At 43.2% G+C, this 18,062-nt stretch carries 17 protein-coding genes; 1 reads left to right on the forward strand and 16 read right to left on the reverse strand.

Features of this window, described 5'->3' with window-relative positions; genetic code table 11:
• Positions 1 to 128 precede the first annotated feature (128 nt).
• The 16 genes from pdxR to hpaI form a co-directional block, all read right to left on the reverse strand.
• The gene (pdxR, locus tag GFC28_RS07585) at positions 129 to 1,574 is read right to left on the reverse strand and encodes a MocR-like pyridoxine biosynthesis transcription factor PdxR (protein ID WP_044742101.1); all 1,446 of its coding nucleotides are present in this window, start codon (positions 1,572 to 1,574) and stop codon (positions 129 to 131) included.
• Between the two features lie 144 nt (positions 1,575 to 1,718).
• Positions 1,719 to 1,913, reverse strand: a complete 195-nt coding sequence (locus GFC28_RS07590; protein ID WP_044742100.1) for a hypothetical protein — start codon at positions 1,911 to 1,913, stop codon at positions 1,719 to 1,721.
• 344 nt (positions 1,914 to 2,257) lie between these two features.
• Complete coding sequence (locus tag GFC28_RS07600; protein WP_044742098.1) at positions 2,258 to 2,743, reverse strand: YfmQ family protein; 486 nt, start codon at positions 2,741 to 2,743, stop codon at positions 2,258 to 2,260.
• 458 nt (positions 2,744 to 3,201) lie between these two features.
• On the reverse strand, positions 3,202 to 4,707 hold the full coding sequence (locus GFC28_RS07605; protein WP_044742097.1) for a malate:quinone oxidoreductase: 1,506 nt from the start codon (positions 4,705 to 4,707) through the stop codon (positions 3,202 to 3,204).
• A 599-nt stretch (positions 4,708 to 5,306) separates the two neighbouring features.
• On the reverse strand, positions 5,307 to 5,693 hold the full coding sequence (locus tag GFC28_RS07610) for a 5-carboxymethyl-2-hydroxymuconate Delta-isomerase (RefSeq protein ID WP_044742096.1): 387 nt from the start codon (positions 5,691 to 5,693) through the stop codon (positions 5,307 to 5,309).
• 240 nt (positions 5,694 to 5,933) lie between these two features.
• On the reverse strand, positions 5,934 to 6,677 hold the full coding sequence (locus GFC28_RS07615; RefSeq protein ID WP_044742094.1) for a fumarylacetoacetate hydrolase family protein: 744 nt from the start codon (positions 6,675 to 6,677) through the stop codon (positions 5,934 to 5,936).
• The gene (locus GFC28_RS07620; protein ID WP_044742093.1) at positions 6,674 to 7,471 is read right to left on the reverse strand and encodes a fumarylacetoacetate hydrolase family protein; all 798 of its coding nucleotides are present in this window, start codon (positions 7,469 to 7,471) and stop codon (positions 6,674 to 6,676) included. The genes GFC28_RS07615 and GFC28_RS07620 overlap by 4 nt, the downstream gene beginning before the upstream one ends.
• A gap of 317 nt (positions 7,472 to 7,788) precedes the next feature.
• Positions 7,789 to 9,345, reverse strand: a complete 1,557-nt coding sequence (locus GFC28_RS07625; RefSeq protein WP_044742092.1) for a solute symporter family protein — start codon at positions 9,343 to 9,345, stop codon at positions 7,789 to 7,791.
• Between the two features lie 2 nt (positions 9,346 to 9,347).
• Positions 9,348 to 9,692: a DUF485 domain-containing protein gene (locus GFC28_RS07630; RefSeq protein ID WP_231734655.1), complete on the reverse strand. Its 345-nt coding sequence runs from the start codon at positions 9,690 to 9,692 to the stop codon at positions 9,348 to 9,350.
• A gap of 27 nt (positions 9,693 to 9,719) precedes the next feature.
• Positions 9,720 to 9,878, reverse strand: a complete 159-nt coding sequence (locus tag GFC28_RS19235) for a hypothetical protein (protein WP_156450541.1) — start codon at positions 9,876 to 9,878, stop codon at positions 9,720 to 9,722.
• Positions 9,879 to 9,980: 102 nt separating this feature from the next.
• Positions 9,981 to 10,877: a cytidyltransferase gene (locus GFC28_RS07635; RefSeq protein WP_044742091.1), complete on the reverse strand. Its 897-nt coding sequence runs from the start codon at positions 10,875 to 10,877 to the stop codon at positions 9,981 to 9,983.
• Positions 10,878 to 11,031: 154 nt separating this feature from the next.
• Complete coding sequence (locus GFC28_RS07640) at positions 11,032 to 11,496, reverse strand: flavin reductase family protein (protein WP_044742090.1); 465 nt, start codon at positions 11,494 to 11,496, stop codon at positions 11,032 to 11,034.
• A 43-nt stretch (positions 11,497 to 11,539) separates the two neighbouring features.
• A complete protein-coding gene (gene hpaD / locus GFC28_RS07645) occupies positions 11,540 to 12,523 on the reverse strand; it encodes a 3,4-dihydroxyphenylacetate 2,3-dioxygenase (protein WP_044742089.1) in 984 nt (327 codons plus the stop codon).
• A 316-nt stretch (positions 12,524 to 12,839) separates the two neighbouring features.
• Positions 12,840 to 14,312: a 4-hydroxyphenylacetate 3-monooxygenase, oxygenase component gene (gene hpaB, locus GFC28_RS07650; protein WP_044742088.1), complete on the reverse strand. Its 1,473-nt coding sequence runs from the start codon at positions 14,310 to 14,312 to the stop codon at positions 12,840 to 12,842.
• Between the two features lie 68 nt (positions 14,313 to 14,380).
• Positions 14,381 to 15,901, reverse strand: a complete 1,521-nt coding sequence (gene hpaE, locus GFC28_RS07655; protein ID WP_044742087.1) for a 5-carboxymethyl-2-hydroxymuconate semialdehyde dehydrogenase — start codon at positions 15,899 to 15,901, stop codon at positions 14,381 to 14,383.
• Positions 15,902 to 15,955: 54 nt separating this feature from the next.
• Positions 15,956 to 16,885 (reverse strand): 2,4-dihydroxyhept-2-ene-1,7-dioic acid aldolase, encoded by a 930-nt coding sequence (gene hpaI / locus GFC28_RS07660; RefSeq protein ID WP_044742086.1) that lies wholly within the window; start codon positions 16,883 to 16,885, stop codon positions 15,956 to 15,958.
• Between the two features lie 158 nt (positions 16,886 to 17,043).
• Between hpaI and GFC28_RS07665 the strand changes: the two genes are divergently transcribed.
• On the forward strand, positions 17,044 to 17,937 hold the full coding sequence (locus GFC28_RS07665; RefSeq protein WP_044742085.1) for a LysR family transcriptional regulator: 894 nt from the start codon (positions 17,044 to 17,046) through the stop codon (positions 17,935 to 17,937).
• Positions 17,938 to 18,062 lie beyond the last annotated feature (125 nt).

An 18,062-nucleotide genomic window follows, 5' to 3' on the forward strand; every position in this document is an offset into this window, starting at 1 on the left:
CCATTGATCAAGGTTCTTCCCAAAAGCTGGGGCGCCCCCATTTTCTCATTCTATCTTCCTTCAACAAAAACCCGATTCACTACTTTGAAAATAGTGGGGCCTGCATCCCAAAGGCAGAAATGATTCGATTACTTTAGAACCGACTGAATGCTTTTAAACGCCTCTGCAAATCGGGAAACTCCCTCCCGGATGAGGCGTGACTCTTCTCGTCCAAACGTAAAGCGTACATATCCTTTTTTTGAACCTAAAATGCTTCCCGGAACGAACGCCACTCCTCTTTTCATTGCTTCCTCAAGTAAATGATGCTCATTCATCGGGCGATTTAGTTTGCACCATAGATGGATTCCTCCTTTTGGGATAAAAAAATCCACTTGGCTGCCCAATTGGTCGGCAAGGCTGGAAATCAGCACATCTCTTTGTTGTTCTAATTTCTTTTGCAGCATCGCTATATGTGTATGAAAATGTGAGGACGCTAAAAATTCATTGGCGATCCACTGCGGAAAAATGCTATGTCCAAAATCCACTTGCTGTTTCGCATCGGCTAGTCGCTGAATCACCTTCGGCGGGCCAATCACCCATCCAATTCGCAATCCCGATGCGGCAATTTTGGATAGAGAACTAATATACAAGATATTCCCCGCATCATCCATCGATTTTAAAGGGGGATGGATTCTTCCATCAAAGGTCGTTAAACTATAAGGATCGTCTTCAATGATGGGGATACCGAATTCAGCCGATAGCTCCAGCACTTTTTTTCGGCGCTCTAAAGAAAGGACCGTTCCTGTAGGGTTATGGTGTTCAGGGTTTAAAAAAACCATGCGAATTCGATGCTTCTTGTGCAAGGACAGAAGATCGTCAGGATTCATGCCGTGCTTGTCTACAGGCAAAAAATACGTTCTTAGCCCGGCAGACTGAAAAACAGGGAGAGAAAAACAGTAGGACGGATCCTCAATGGCAACCGCATCTCCTGGCTTTAATAAACATTGAACAATCAAATAAAGAGCTTGTTGCGCTCCCGATGTAATGAGAATAGAAGAAGAGCTCGTCTCAATATTTTTGTACTCTCTCATATGAGAAGCAATAGTTTCCCGCAACACTTCATTTCCTTGGGGATGGTCATAGCCGAGATGTCCAGTAAACAGCTGTTCAGCAAAAATTTTCTTAAATTGTTCAGCTGGGAACAAGCTTGGCGTCAATTCGCCGCTTGCTAAATTAATTAAATCATTTTTTTGTGTTTCCGTGCGAATTCGCTGCACTAGCGGAAGATTAGGCAAAAAAGAGCCATCCTCGACATACCGTCCCCAATTGGGGATGCGTTTATGCGATATTCCCCATATATCCGTACTCACTCGTGTGCCGCTTCCCTTTTTACGCTCGACTATTCCGAGAGACTCCAGCCATTCATAAGCTGCAGAAACAGTGCTTCGATTCACCTGCAATTCGTTTGCAAGAGCACGTTCGGAAGGCAGCAAACGGTCCGGCGGGAATATTCCCGATGAAATTCCTTGTTCAATATAATCGGCAATCTGCTTATAAATCGGTTTCTTATCCGCACGATTCGGTTTCCAATCCATCTTAACCCATCCTTACCGTTTTTTTATTGGCTGGCTACTTTCATGAAGTTGATGATTCCAGCCATGTTGAAGAGATCCCTCGCTTGCTCCAATCCGATGATAAAAAATTTCCACCGTCTAACGACAGCTAGGCCGCTAGTCAAGCTATAAAGCAACAAATGCATACCAGACCAGCCCGATAAGAAGTCCCAAAATTAGGATCACATAGATAATCGTCAAATTCCCGATATTCCGCTTAATCGATTTCCCATAGTTCGTCTCCACCGTTCTTGCCACTAATATGGTTCCTATAAGGGAGACCACTCCTATCAGCAAAACAAGCATAATGGCAAATTTCATCGATTTTCTCCTTCCTAAGTTCATCAAAATGAAACGAATATTTATTCATACGGTGTTACCGTGACACTTACGCCCCATTCTAACTTGACGTTACCATTTTGTAGATATCGAGTTCAACACTTCACAAAGTCAGCAACAACGGCGCCGAAAGCGTTGTTGCTCCGGCCTTTGTCATGCGGACAAACCACTTGCTTTCCTTTTTCCATCTTTACAGTTTGGTGACAATACAAGAATAAGTGAATCCATTTAATCTGACAACGAATGAACAGCCGCCTTTTTCCCTGCTTTCCATTTCGTTTATGAAGCTGACCAAATTCGTTAGCCACGAGCATCTGTCTTCTTTTTCATTCGCCACTAGCACAAACATGAGGATTTTCAGATCCAAAAATATCCGTTGCGAGCCGCTGTGCATAACGAACTAAATTTCCCGGAAAAAGACGATACGCCAGCATTTTTTTCTTATACTGTTTGATAACCTCCACGCGGTCGTTGTAGCAATAAATGAATAGTCTTACATCTTTTTTAGAACTTTTCGTATCAACGATAATCAACGTTCCGCTATCTGTCGGATGCAAATAGCTCTGTTCCGTGCCCGGCCATATATAATGCCGTTCTTTAAACGAGGCGTCATTAAAGTAACGGATTATTTTTGCCTTTTCTTCCCCCTCCAGTCTCTGATTAGCCATCGTCACAATGCTATTCTCCTGATTGAGTTTTGAATGAATTTGAAATTTATCGGTCATCCACTCAACAACCCCAGAGGGAAGAGAAGTGATCACTATTTTTAATAAACTTCCCATGACGATACAAAGCAATACAGTCCATGACATTTTACATCATCTCCGTTTCATGCTTTTTATAGTTCCATCATAACGCACATGGATCAATTATGAACCAGCCACTTCCCCTAAAAATAAGCCATCCACTTTGGCATGGAGCCGCCTCAGCCAACACCTCATCACGCCGCCATCTATCATCCGAAAATATTCATAGGCTATATGCGTTGTGCCATTCTTTTTTTAAATTTAGGAATAAAATAGACCGCTTCATTTCAACTTTACATAGAAAAAGCCCGAACCATATCATTTCCAACCCATTCAATGAGCTGTTAAAAGCGATATGGTTCGAGCATCCGACCGTCTCATGTGCTGCATTCCGTCTATATCAGCAGCGACAAAAAGGGCTGATCCAAACATGGGCCCTAGCGATGTTCAACCAGCCCTATATACGAATCAATCATCATAACAAACGATATTCTTAAAACCGTTTCTTATTCTTATCGTTCACTTTAGGCCATGGGAAGCGGCATGCCCTCGCTTAAACCAAGCGTTCTTGCAGCTGAAGCATGAATTTCGCGCAGAAGGCCTGGGTTTTTCATAAGTGACACACCGTAGGAAGGAATCATTTCTTTAATTTTCGGCTCCCACTCTGTCATGCGTTCAGGGAAGCATCTTGTGATCACTTCGAGCATGACGTGTACAGCGGTAGAAGCTCCCGGGGATGCGCCAAGCAACGCTGCGATCGAACCATCAGCAGCACTTACCACTTCCGTTCCAAACTGAAGCGTTCCTTTTCCGCCAGCCTCCGTATCTTTGATCACTTGCACACGTTGACCCGCTACAATTAAATCCCAATCCTCGCTTCTGGCACTCGGAACAAATTCCCGCAGCTCTTCCATGCGCTGCTCTTTCGATAGCATCACTTGCTGAATCAAGTAATTCGTCAGCGACATGTTCTTAACACCAGCCGCCAGCATCGTTAAGAGATTATGCGGCTTTACAGAAGTAATTAAATCAAGCATGGAGCCGTTTTTCAAAAACTTTGGCGAGAAGCCGGCAAACGGCCCGAATAGCAGCGATTTTTTATTGTCAATAAACCGCGTATCAAGATGCGGAACCGACATCGGAGGCGCTCCCACCTTCGCTTTACCGTAAACCTTGGCATGATGTTGCTCTACAACATCAGGATTATTGCACACCATAAATATTCCGCTTACCGGAAATCCGCCAATTCCCTTTCCTTCAGGAATACCGGATTTTTGCAGCAAATGCAAGCTGCCTCCTCCAGCTCCAATAAAGACAAATTTTGCGACATGTCGCTCGACCGTACCGCTATCGAGGTTTCGGACTTTCAATTCCCATGAGCCGTCGCTAGTTCGTTTCATATCATCAACATGATGTTTGTATCTTATATCCACATGTTTGCGTTTCAAGTGGTCAAACAGCATGCGTGTTAACGCACCAAAGTTGACATCGGTCCCTGATTCGATTCTTGTGGCCGCTATAGGTTCATTGAGCGTCCGATCCTTCATAATGAGCGGAACCCATTCCTGCAATTTTTTCGGATCATCAGAAAATTCCATTCCCTCAAACAAAGGGTTGCTAGCCAGCGCTTCAAAACGTTTTTTCAAAAACGCGACATTTTTTTCCCCTTGCACTAAACTCATATGAGGCAATGGCATAATAAAATCCTGCGGATGATCAATCAGCTTGCTTTTGACAAGATAAGACCAAAACTGCAACGAAACATTAAACTGTTCGTTAATTTTGATCGCTTTGCTAATATCGATCGATCCATCCGGTTTTTCGACCGTATAATTAAGCTCGCACAGTGCGGCATGTCCCGTTCCGGCATTATTCCATTCATTAGAGCTCTCATCCCCTGCATCTGCGAGCCTCTCAAATACTGTAATTTCCCAGTCTGGTGCTAATTCCTTTAACAACGTTCCCAACGTCGCACTCATAATTCCAGCACCAATTAAAATCACATCTGTTCTCATCCGATTGTTGCTCATCTTTACCATCCTTATACCCTAAGATTTAAAGAAAACCTGTAAGCGCTCCCCTTAGGCGCTCCAACAAACTAGACGATAACCTAGCCTAGCTGATCCACCTTTTCTGAATGAGATATCATGATTAATTATAGTATAGCATTATTATTTATAAATTTAAAATATTTTCTATAATATTACAGTCATTAATGAAATCATTTATGACATCCTCATCCATTTGTTCAATAAGATGGGCACATATATCTGAATGAAAAAATCAAAAAACGCATAAATATACATAGGTAACAAAACCGTTGCTGATTCGTTTTTCCGCGCTAACATAGCCCCTCCGAAAAGTCTCTCGCCTCTCAGCGAAGTGCAGGTGCAACGGTTCATGCAATTCGGTGTTGGCATTGTCGCTTATACAATGAAAATGAAATGAATTATTTTCTATAAAAAACCCATCAGGCTATTGCATTTCTCAATATCCAAAAAACAAACGTAACAGAACTTTTCGGATATGTTAAAACCACATTTTCTGCTCATTTATTATTTGAACCACACTGCATAAAAAAATACGGATGCTTTGCATCCGCTCTCGCTTAATGAACAAATCTCCCACACTACGTTCTAAAACGTTTATGAATATTGTTATGCTTATAGGTGCCCGTTTCGCTGAATTCCACTAATTCCAGAGACAATGCTAAGTAACGTTTGGCGAATTCGGCCGCAAAATGATCCTTTATTACCTCAAAAAGCTGATCACAGGTTTCTTTTTTTTCCTTCTCAGACCGCCCGGCGCCAATTTTTAAAGTCACATGAACAAACGCATCGTCCTCAGCTCCATCCGCAATCCGGTAATGATGAAGCTCAACGGCCCGCGAACGAATACCTCCAATCGGGAAAATATCGCTTTTAGAGATCAGAACTTGATTCACTTTTTCCAATAAATCAGAAATATGAATCGTCTCCTTCAGATTGTCTGTATATTCAATAATCAGATGTGGCATGATTTCTCCTCTCTTTCTATCACTTGAAAATGAGGCAAAGCCTTTTTTGGATAGCCAAGATCGAAAACCTGTCATACGTGCAAGCACGCTCCAAAAGCTGAATGACTAGCAGCTTTTTAGGATCAACGAATCGGTCTTTCGAGCACTCCGAACATCTGAACCCCAGCCAAAACTTCATCGTTCCTTTGCTCTTTATAAAAATGATTACCACGAGAACGATAAGCAACATCAGCAGCCGCTTTATTCGTCAGCTATAATGGTGTTCATAAGTCGGCCAATTCCTTCGATCTCAGCGACCACTTCGTCACCTACAGCTGTATTGGCTAGCCCTTCAGGAGTTCCGGTTAAAATCACATCATCCTTGTTCAATGTCATAAAACTGCTTAAATACTCAATAAGAGCAGGGATGTCAAAAATCATATCCCTTGTCGTCCCATGTTGTGTCAGCTTGCCATTGACATATGTTTTTAACGTTAAATTCATCGGATCGGCTATGTCTTTAGCATCTACCAGCCATGGTCCAATCGGCGTGCATGTATCCCGGCTTTTCACCCTTAAATTAGGGCGATAATAATTCTCTAAGTAATCGCGAATCGCATAGTCGTTGGCAATGGTATAACCCGCTATATAGTCATATGCTTCTTCTCGTTTCACTCTACGAGCTGGACGGCCAATCACGACCGCCAGTTCACATTCATAGTGCATGTTGACAACATCCTTGGGACGCCGCGTCTGTGCACGATGACCAACAAACGTATTGGGGCCTTTCAAAAAAACAAGCGGTTCTGTCGGCGCTTGAAATGACAGCTCCTTCGCATGATCGGCATAATTAAGCCCAAGGGCAAACACTGTACGAGGCTGCACAGGCGGCAGCCAAACCACTTCATGTTCAGCAACGATACGGCCATCTTCCAGCTTCATACAGCCATTCTCTTCAACGGCATGATGAATGGCTCCGGCATACGCGATTCGTGCTCGCTTCATAATAGTTGCCCCCCTGCTAATTCATCCTCATGAATAATCGTATTCTCCAAACTGCCAATCCCGTCAATTCCAATGCGAACATGATCTCCTGCCTTTGCGACCGGCGCTCCTTCCGGCACTCCTACTAACAGCGTGTCACCAGCATATAAGGTCATAAAATCCGTAACATCAGCAATAAGCCTGCTCACAGATCGAATGAGATTGGCTGTCGTATTTTCCTGTCGCAACTCCCCATTAATCCATACACGCACTCCCAATGCATCCGGATCGGGTACTTCATCCTGTTCAACGATCCAAGGGCCGACTGGGCAAAAACCGTCACGAGCCTTTTGCTTGATGGCCGGACGATAAAAACTTTGATGCGGAATGCTCACATCATTCACGATCGTATAACCCGCTACAAATTCAAGCGCTTGTTCCTCGTTCACACGAGTTGCCGTACGGCCCATCACAACTCCGAGCGCCGCGCCGATTTCAAGCTCTCTGGCATCAGCCGGCAATGGAATGGGCATTCCATAACCAATGACTGTATTTCTCGGTTTAATATATAAAACAGGAGCTTTTGGTTCTCCATGATAAGGAGCTTCATATACAGTCTCTCCCAAAGCGGCAAGCGCTCCTTTATAATTGAACAGCGTTCCGTATACAGCACCTGATATAGGAGCATCCCACATCAGCTGATCTACCCGATAATGCCTTCCTTGCAATTCAATCCTATTCTCGTCCAAGTTAGCGACCGCTTCCCTCTCTTGCAGGATGCCGCGGAATTTCACCCTGACTTTGACTTTACTCATATCCCTCGCTCCTTGTTTTATTTTTCTATAAGAAAGTTGAGCTTACATAGCCAACGCAAAAACAGAATCCTATTTTTTCGTCGCGCTTAAACCGAACAACCGGCTGTTTCATTTGTCAATGAACAGGGTTGCTCGGTCGTCCGACCGCCGCAATCGTCTCCTCGTTTTTAGGATAAGGCCGGAAATGCATCCATTCACCAACAAGGGAGCCTTATAGAAAATGTCATCATGACCATCGTTTCAATAGTGATAAAACCTTGTATTCATCTTTACGCAGGTTAAAGATACCTCTTACTGATTGTACAAATGGTCTCTCCTTACACTCCATGATGACTAACTCCTTTTATGTCGCTCCCTGTATTTGATTTAACTAATATTTCCTCGAAATTGCCGTTCTGCTCTTTTCTCGCTGAAAAGACTGTGCCAAGATAGGCTCCTAAAAAGCCAAGAGGAATCGATACAATTCCTGGTGACGCTAATGGGAAAATCGGTTCGCCAACGAAAAGAGCCTTCCCTTGTTCAGGACTCCACACATTGGGACTTAATGCAACAAGGAGAATCGTTCCAATCAATCCTACGAGCATCCCTGTAATCGCGCCTGTTATGTTAAAACGCCTCCAATAAACGGTATACAAAATAACAGGCAAATTCGAGCTGGCTGCTACTGTTAATGCTAAAGAAGCTAAAAACGCCACATTCATTTTTTGGACGAATAAAGCTAAGATAATAGAAAGGACTGTAATTCCGATCGATGCGAACCTTGCCATGCGAATTTGTTCTTTCTCTGTCGCCTTCCCTCCTTTGACAATTTCGTTATAAAAGTCATGTGAAAATGCTGTAGCGCCTGTTATCACAATTCCTGCCACAACCGCTAAAATCGTGGCGAATGCTACCGCTGAGACCACAGCAAATAGCAGATCTCCCCCTAATATTTTAGCGAGCAACGGCGCGGCCATATTCCCGGCTGGATTAGCAGCCACAATGTCTTGCGCCCCTACAAATTTAGCGGCCGCAAATCCTAAAAAGATCACCATCACATAAAACAAACCGATAATCCAAATGGAATAAACGACAGATTTTCTTGCTACCTTCGCATTTGGAACGGTTAAAAAGCGACTAAGAACGTGCGGAAGCCCAGCCGTGCCCAATATTAGGCCAAGCGTTAACGAAAAAGCATCAAGACCGTTCGCATATTTCGCCCCCGGAGCTAAATAGGCTTCCTTAAGAGGCGTGGCTGTCTGCATCTCCTCAAATACTCGCAAAAAGTTAAAATCAAATTTCGCCATCACCATCACAAAAATGACAAATGTGCTGCCTAACAACAGGAAAGCTTTCGTAATCTGCACCCAGCTTGTGGCCGTCATTCCTCCAAAAATCACGTAAATTAGCATGACAAGACCTACTAACACAACGGATATTTCATAACGAATATTCAATAAAAGCTTAAAAAGATCACCCGCTGCCACCAGTTGGGCCAGCATATAAAAGATAGAAATCGTTAGCGCATTAAAGGCTGTGACCCCGCGAACTTTTCTCGCTTGAAAACGCTCTACAATCATATCTGCCAATGTATATTTCCCAAGATTTCGCAGAGGTTCAGCTACTAAAAGCAGAACCACTAAATAAGAAACAAGCGCTCCATACATTAAAAAGATCCCATCATAGCCGACGAGGGAAATGGCGCCAATCAACCCTAAAAATGAAGAGGCCGACATAAAATCCCCTGCAATAGCAAAACCATTTTGCCAGCCTGTTAACCCCCCGCCTGCCGTATAAAAAGAACTTGCACTATTTGTTTTTTGGGAAGCATAGTAAGTAATGAGAAGCGTGACGGCAACGATGAGAGTAAAAAGGGTCACAACTTTTACATCCATGTTCATCTTTCCCCCTCTTCTTGATGATGCAGCAGCACTTGGTCCGCCATGTCATCAAATTCAGCCGCTTTTTTTACATACAAGTGGCAGATGATCCATGTCATCACAAATTGAGCAAAAACGAATATCCAAGCCCATGAAATAGCGCCTATGGCAGGCTTTTTTAAGATGTTAGTGTAGAATGCCAAAATGGGGAGCAAAAGAGAGAAGATAAGAAAAAATAGGGTTACATAAATGGTAAAGCGCTTCTTTACAGCTAAAAGCTGTTTGAATTTCTCCGATGCAGCAAGCTCCTTATAATGGAGCTGTTGATGGTTAACAACGACCCGTTCATTTTGTCCCATCATATCACCAATCCTCCACTTTTTTGTCGTTCATTTTTTACGTCCGACTCGTTTCCGTTCTGCCATCTCTTCAAACGCAGATGAACTCTTTTCCAAACAGCTTTCCTTTACTCTGCTATATGGCATGCGAGAGGTTTCGTGATTTTGCTTATATACCATTTTCTGAAACAAGCTATTTTTCGTATCCATTCCTGCGTCCCCTATTGCAAATGATGGACTTGTTCCATTATTTTCAGAGGACGGAACTGATTGGTTAAGACCTTTTTCAATCCAATCTTCATCAAGACAGGACTAAATAATTCTTCGCTCTCCCTCCATATATTGATAGATGTCGTGATCCTCTTTTGCTTTGCGCAAAGAGAATTGAAGCCATTTTACCTTAACCCGTTTCTCATACGTGTTGATGAGGCAATTTGTCAGCTGAACTAAAAGGAATGATTGATTACCATTGCTAGAAATTTGCTGGCAAATCCCCTTATATCGTTGCCCATCTATTTCCACATAAACTTTATATATACCGGGCGTTGGCAGCATATATTCTTCATCTACTAGAATATGAAGAAATTGATTATTTTTATAATAGATCGACGCTTTTTTGACTTTCCCTCTTATTTCGTAGAAGTCACCAAGATAACTAGGAATCAAGGCTACGTTCCCAACAGACAGCAGATTGCGGATAGCAGTAGAACTGATTTTTTCCTGCTCGCGTTTGATCGGATGGATCACTGTTACTTGAAACTTTCCGTCCCCTTCATTTTTCAAAGTGGCCATCGTTCCTTTGCCTTTATATCCGTAATGATAATCAAATCCGGCTACGACATGCTTACAACGAAGGCCTACGATATATTGGACGACGAAATCTTTCGGCCGGAGACGCGCAAATTCAGGAGTAAAATGGACCACGAATAATTTTTCCACCCCCATCTCTCGAAACCGTTCTTCCTTTATCGGCAAAGGAGTTAAATACTTTCTCGGCTCTTCATTTGCTTGGATAATATCTTTAGGATGAGGATAAAAGGTCATAACGCCAAAGGAGAGCTGCTTTTGCTTCGCCGCTGCTTTGGCAGCCTCTAGAACTTCTTTATGTCCAAGATGAACGCCGTCGAAAAAGCCAAGCGCCAAAACACAAGGCCTCATTTGAGCTGTGACGGATGCGGAAATCGGATGCCGGATATAAACGGTTTCCATCGCTACACCTCCCTGTTCTCCAGATCAACCTTAATTTTTTTAACGCCCTGTCGTTTTTCAGCGTTCTCGAACAATACCGCTTCCAGATCTCACCATTCGTCTAAAGAAGCGGTTGGTTGTTCGAGTAAAAGCCATCCTCCTGCTACATGCGATTTTATATATTTGCAATTTTTCCATACTTTCCGGCAAAAAAGGTTAGCGGCGTCCCTTCCCCCACAACCACATCGATGACTTCCCCGATAAATAACGTGTGGTCTCCCGCCAGCTGCTTGCTATAAACATGGCAGACAATATTGGCCAAAGCACCATTTAAAATAGGAATACCATGTAGCCACTCAAATGTTACCTCGCGCTTTTTCTGTATTTGTCCTGCAAACTGCATGGATAATTCCTTCTGATCTTCAGACAAGATATTGACAGCGAATGCGTCTGACTGATTCAATTTTTCTAGCATTTTCGCTTTTTCCCCAATCGAAATGAGCACTAATCGAGGGTTAAGAGAAACCGACATAAATGCATTGGCTGTCATTCCATGAACGTCCCTATCTACTGCCGTTGTGATTACCGTTACTCCTGTCGCGAATTTTCCCATTGCATTTCTAAATGTCCGATCATCCACTGCTCATCCCCCCTTCGTTCTGTTTGATCCCATGGACAAGCAGCTATAGGATAAATTCTGGTTTAATTTTTTCTAAAGTCGCTTTGGAGACAGGAATCGGTTCTCCTGTATCAATGTCTAAAAACGGAAACGTTTCGTTAAACCAGCTTTCTGGAGCTTTATGCCCCCAAAATGTTTGACGTCTCGGGTCATCTAACTCCCAACGAATCGGAATAAAATCGGGATCACTTGTCAAGTAGTCCCCGTTGTAAAGCTCAATTCGATAACCATCCGGATCTCTTAAATAAAGGAAAAAGGCATTGGAAAGTCCGTGGCGCCCTGGTCCTCTCTCAATACTTTCTGCATAGCCGATAGAAGCCAGTATATCGCAACAATGGATTAATGCTAATGGATCTGGCAGCCAAAAGCCGATATGATGAAGGCGCGGACCTTCTCCGTTCATAAAAGCTTGATCGTGTACCCCTTGTTTTCGGTGGAGCCATGCTGCCCAAATCCGCTCTTTCTCTGTCACGGTGTACTCAGAGCAAGCAAATCCTAATTCTTTCATAAAAAAGTCATAGGCTTTTTCTACATCAGGAACCATGCAGTTTACATGGTCAATGCGCTGGATTCTCGCCCCTTTATACTGATCATAACGTTGAAGCATCCGCTCCACCCGATCCATTTTGCAGAAAAACTCCAATGGCATCCCGGATACATCATGGACATGCAATGCTCTGCCGATCGCATATTGCGTTCCTTCTTCCAACCATTTCGTTTTCAAGCCTTTTGCTTGAAATAACGCGGCTAATTTATCTAAATCGGCTTCTGACGCCACTTTATATCCAAGGGCATGAACACCAAGTTGATCTGATTTTTTTAACACTAAGCTATGATGCGTATGCTCTTCTAATCCTCTTAAATAAATATGTTCTCCGTCACACTCTGTTTCAACAAAACCTAAAGCGTTTACATAAAAATCTCTCGAACGATCTAAATCCGTGACGTTAATCACTACTCTCGCAATGCGGATAATATTAAATTCCATCCTACCAACTCCCCCACTTATTGAATGTGGTAATACCTTCACTACACTTTTCGACGGTCGGACAACCGACCACCCTCGCCTATTGACACCTGTAAGCGATTGGTTGTTTGGGACTCGGCCATACTTTGACGTACCCAGCCACTTTTGCCAACCGTCGAGACTTATAGAAATTCTTCTTGAATGGGCTGTACTTTTCCTTAGTCGTATCTATATAGGCTTCCCGTGATTTCTTGCTAGCTTTCATGATCTAGTTGCGGCAACTCGTCAATAGATGATGAACTGAAAAACCATCTCACAACCCTCTATCGCAAAGAATTTAATTATTTTGAATCATCTGTTCTGAACGGTCGAGAAACTCTTTCACACGATCTACATATTCTTGCTTATCATAGCCGTTATATAAAGCACTCGCCATTCTGACAGGATCGCCAAAGAAAAAGCGCTCATATAAGGTTTGTCTTGTGCCGAATGCACTCATACAAACATCCCAAGCAAGACGGTACAATTTCACACGATGGTAAGCTTCTCCATTAGCCGCTTGCAAATACTTATCTAAATCTGGGCGAATGTCTGACTTAAAATCTGCTTCTGACGGAATAGCCATTAAACCGCTAGCACCTAATAGCTGCATAATTTCACTAAATCGAGGGTAAATCTTTGGATAATAATTGCGAGCAATATTTAGTGGCGTAAAATCAGGCGTCATAATCCCCCATTTATCTATTTTTGCGTTCGCTTCCGCTGCTGTCATGTAGGCTTTCATCGTTTCTAACGCGATAATCACCTCGGACATTTTTTCTTGGACATGCTGGAACTGTCCGATGTTGATCGTTTCCACCATTAGCTGTAAAATTCCTAACACAAATTCCGTTTTCACAATGTTTTTAGCGACTACTTGATGCGTCATATGAACAACGGCATTGCTTTCGTTGTACGCCTGGTTGCAAACGCTTACATCACCAAGTGCAAATACGCGGTTCCACGGCACCACCACATCATCAAAAACAACAACCGTATCCATTTCTTCAAAGCGTGATCCCAGCGGGTGGTCAAAGTGGGATTTTCCGTAATCGAATGATTCACGGCAAATAAATTTTAACCCGGGGGTGTTATTGGGAATTGCAAATGCATAAGCATATGGGTTTTCTTCTTCGGATTGTTTTAATAGAGTCGAAGGAAATACCATAATTTCATCTGTAATTCCCCCTTGCGTTGCAAGCAAACGCGCTCCGCGAATCACCACTCCTTCCGATGTTTTCTTCACAATCCGAGCGGCAATATAAGGATCTGGCAGCTGTGCGGCATTGACCGCCCGATTGACTTGAGGCTGAATGAGCGTATGAGTGAGAGAAATATCATTTTCTCTGCAATACTCGTAATATTCTTCCATATTTTTAGCGTAAAACGGATCTTGTTTCCCAAACATTTTGGCAGCTGCGCCGTAAGCCATGATGCCAACGTTAAGATAGTCTGGAGAACGTCCCATCATTCCTCCATTATATTTGGCCCATTCTTGCATCATCTTGCGGCGCATCACAAGATCTTCTTTTGTTCTTGGCTGGATAAATGAAGTCCCTACACGTTCTCCTGTTGTTGGCGATACATATGTCATATAATCTCGCTTGGCGGGATCATGTTGCATATCATACATCTCTGCTTGCGTTTTCATGACTCCTTTAAAAGCAGGATGCTCAGAAATCTTTCCTCTTACTTGTTCGCCATTAATCCAGACAACTGCCTGCGCCTCATTTACTCTCTCAATATATTGTTTTCCTGTTTTAGCTGGCATCTCACTCTCTCCTTTGGAAATTCCCTTCATCACCGATCCATTGTTATTCTATCTGCTTCTTTGATTCTCTATTTCTTTTTTCCAAATTGAGGTATATGGTGATTCCCAATTGCTACATGAATCACTTTCGGCTCCGTGTAAAATTCGAAAATGGCATAATGTCCGCCTTCTCGGCCAATTCCGCTATCTTTCGTACCGCCAAACGGAATGCGAAGATCTCTTACATTTTGAGCATTAATCCATAGCATTCCGGCATCGACCGCATGTGCCACACGATGCGCTTTTTTAATATCGTTTGTCCAGACGTAGCCTGCAAGTCCATATCTTACATCGTTGGCCATTGCAATCACTTCTTCCTCTGTCTCAAATTCAATAACGGCCATCACAGGGCCAAATATTTCTTCTTGGCATACTCTCATTTCATTTTTGGCATTTAATAATAAGGTTGGCGGGACAAAGTTCCCTTCCCTTAATTCCTCAGGCACGCTCCCTTGTACCACCTCACATCCTTCTTCTTTTGCCAGTTCGATGTAGCTCTGCACTTTATTAAAATGGGCTTTTTCAATTAAAGGTCCCAGCTGTGTAGCAGGATCTAAAGGATCTCCTATTTTGATGTTGGCTACACGCTCTTTTAATGCTTCTACAAATTGAGGCTTAATGTTTTTATGAAGAAAAACGCGAGAGTTTGCGGTACAGCGTTCACCGTTGAACGAGAAAATTCCCCATACGGCGGCATCAAGCGCCCTCTCTAAATCAGCATCTTCAAATACAATGAATGGCGATTTTCCACCAAGCTCCATCGATACTTTTTTTAATGTATCCGCTGAATTTTTCATAATGATCGAGCCTGTTGTAGTTTCACCTGTAAAAGAAATCGCTTTCACATCTGGATGCGCAACAAGAGCGGCTCCTGCCGTTTCTCCAAAACCATGGACGACATTAAATACCCCCTCTGGAAGACCGGCTTTATGAATCACTTCGGCCAGTTTATTAGCTGTTAACGGTGAAAGCTCTGCGGGCTTCAATACGACTGTATTGCCTGTTGCTAATGCCGGTGCGACTTTCCACGTTTCCAGCATGAAAGGAGCATTCCACGGTGTAATCAGTCCAATCACGCCAAGCGGCTTGTAAATGGTATAGTTGATGAATTCTTTATCAACCAGGTAGGACTCGCCGTGCAATTTGGCTTGAACCATTCTTGCATAAAAGCGGAAGTTTTCCGCAGCCCGTGCTGTCATCTTTTTCGTTTGACTTATCGGAAGTCCCGTATCCAGCGCTTCTAAAAAGGCAATTTCCTCAATTTCTTCATCAATCAGATCAGCGATACGATTTATATACTTCATTCGCGCTTCCACTTTCATCGTTCCCCACGGGCCATGCTCAAACGCTCTTTTCGCTGCCATCACCGCTTCATTTACATCCTCCTGGCGGCCTTCTGCTACACGGTTGATCACTTCATTTGTAAAAGGATTGATGTTATCAAAGCTGGTTCCTGACCGGCCCTCTACAAATTTCCCGTTTATATAGTGCTGGACATCGTCTACTTGCTTATGAGCCGATTTTTGAACGGCTATTCCTTGATTCTCCATCTTTTTTCACATCCCTTTACCCTATTTTTTATGATGTTATGGAAAAGGACCGTCTCATGAGTTCGATGAAACTTCCTCCGGCAAATCTACGTATCTCTTGAGAACTTCGCGGATTTCATCTTGCAAAGCCTGTGTCGGTAAGTCCATTGGCAGACGAAGAACCGGTTTAATTTTCCCCATCATGCCTAATGCCGCCTTTACAGGAGCGGGATTCGTGTCTTTAAAGAGCACATCATTTAATGGCATTAACTCATAATGAAGCTCCAATGCGCGTTGGACGTTGCCTGCATTCCAAGCATTGTACATTTCGGCTACCTTCTTCGGCTCGACATTAGCTGTGGCGCTTATATATCCCGCCCCGCCAATCGCCAACATTGGATAGCATAACAGTTCAATGCCTGAATAAAGGAGAAAATCTCTTCCGCATTCCAGCAACACTCGGTTTACATGTTCAAAATCCTTGTTAGACTCCTTCACCCCGATAATGTTTGGACAATCTTCCCGCAATTTCGCAAGTGTTTTCACTTCAAGATTGACCGCTGTTCTTCCTGGAATATTGTAGACAATAATCGGAATATCCACAGAATCAGCTACCGCTTTAAAGTGTTTATAAAGGGCATGCTGAGATGGTTTATTATAATATGGAACAATTACTAATGCCGCATCGGCGCCAATTTCTTGCGCTATCTTTGTTAAATAAAGCGTTTCAGCATGATTAGTCGAACCTGTACCCGGTACGAAAGGAACGCGACCGTTCACCGCTTTAACCGCTGCTTTCATCACTTGTACGCGCTCTTCAAGCGTCAATGAACTCGGCTCCCCCGTTGTTCCCGTTACAGAAATCGCATGGCTACCGCTCTCAATATGCCAGTTGATCAATTGCTCCAGCGTTTCAAAATCAATCGAACCATCCTCGTTAAACGGGGTTATAATCGGAGCAATGGAACCTCGCAATTTTTTCTTAACCGCTTCCAAATTTCCCATCTTCTCGCTCTCCCTCGTTTCTTTTAGTTAGAAAATTTCATTTTATCTGAAATATCTTACAAATCAAATGTATCATGTGTTAATCTATATGAAAAATACTAAAAAAATTAATGCTCTATACAAAAAAAATATACTTAATGGAAAGGATGGAGACTGTAATGGATATTAAGCAGCTTCGTTATTTTTCAACCATTGCGGAGGAAGGACAGATTACTCGAGCAGCCAAAAAGCTCCATATGGCCCAGCCTCCGCTAAGCTACCAATTGAAATCTCTCGAAGATGAGCTAGGCGTTCTTTTGATGGAAAGGAACGGAAAAAATATGGAGCTGACAGAAGCCGGGGAAATTTTGTATAGACGAGCAAAAGAGCTGCTGCATCAACTTGATGATACCATTACAGAAGTAAAAGAAGTGGGGCAAGGCATTAAGGGAATCTTATCGATCGGATCCGTCAAAACATGCTTTGCTTACATACCGGAACGCATTCGGCAGTTTCGTGAACAATATCCAAAGGTTCGTTTTCGGTTATATGAGGGAGATTCATTCCGTCTGGCGCAGAATTTACGAAACCGCGAAATCGAACTTGCCATCGTCCGCCTCCCTTTAGACCTGCATGACTTTTCGCTGCTTATGTTGCCCGCGGATCATTTTGTCGTGATCTCATCGAAACACTGGCCTGTCAGCCCAAAGATGCGAATCCAGGAACTCAAGCATATTCCATTAATCCTATTACACCGAGTTAGCGGTGTCGGCCTTTATGAGCTCGTGATCGATACATGTCGAAAGCATGGATTTGAACCGAATGTTGTTTGTCAAGGCCCTGATGCCGCCATGCTCCTCTCTCTTGCAAGAGCAGGAGTAGGAGTGGCGCTGCTTCCGAAGTCGACATTATGCTCCTTCCCTTTAACCGATTTAAAAATTAGTGAAATTGAAGATTGCAAGATTGAATCAGAATCTGCCGTGATTTGGCTTAAAAACCGCCGTCTGTCAAAAGCAGCTCGCCAATTCCTCCAAACCTTTGAGTATGAATATATGGCACCAGTCTTTGAGTAACTTGGAGGCAGCAGTTGTAATATGCGCTGAAAAGTGATGGCTTTTTTGTTTAATAGAGGACGAACACCCCCGCTTCACAGAACCAAAGCGGGGGTGTTCATGACCTTCATCACGCATTCACATGA

The sequence above is a fragment of the Anoxybacillus sp. B2M1 genome (genome assembly GCF_001634265.1).
Classification (GTDB): domain Bacteria; phylum Bacillota; class Bacilli; order Bacillales; family Anoxybacillaceae; genus Anoxybacteroides; species Anoxybacteroides rupiense.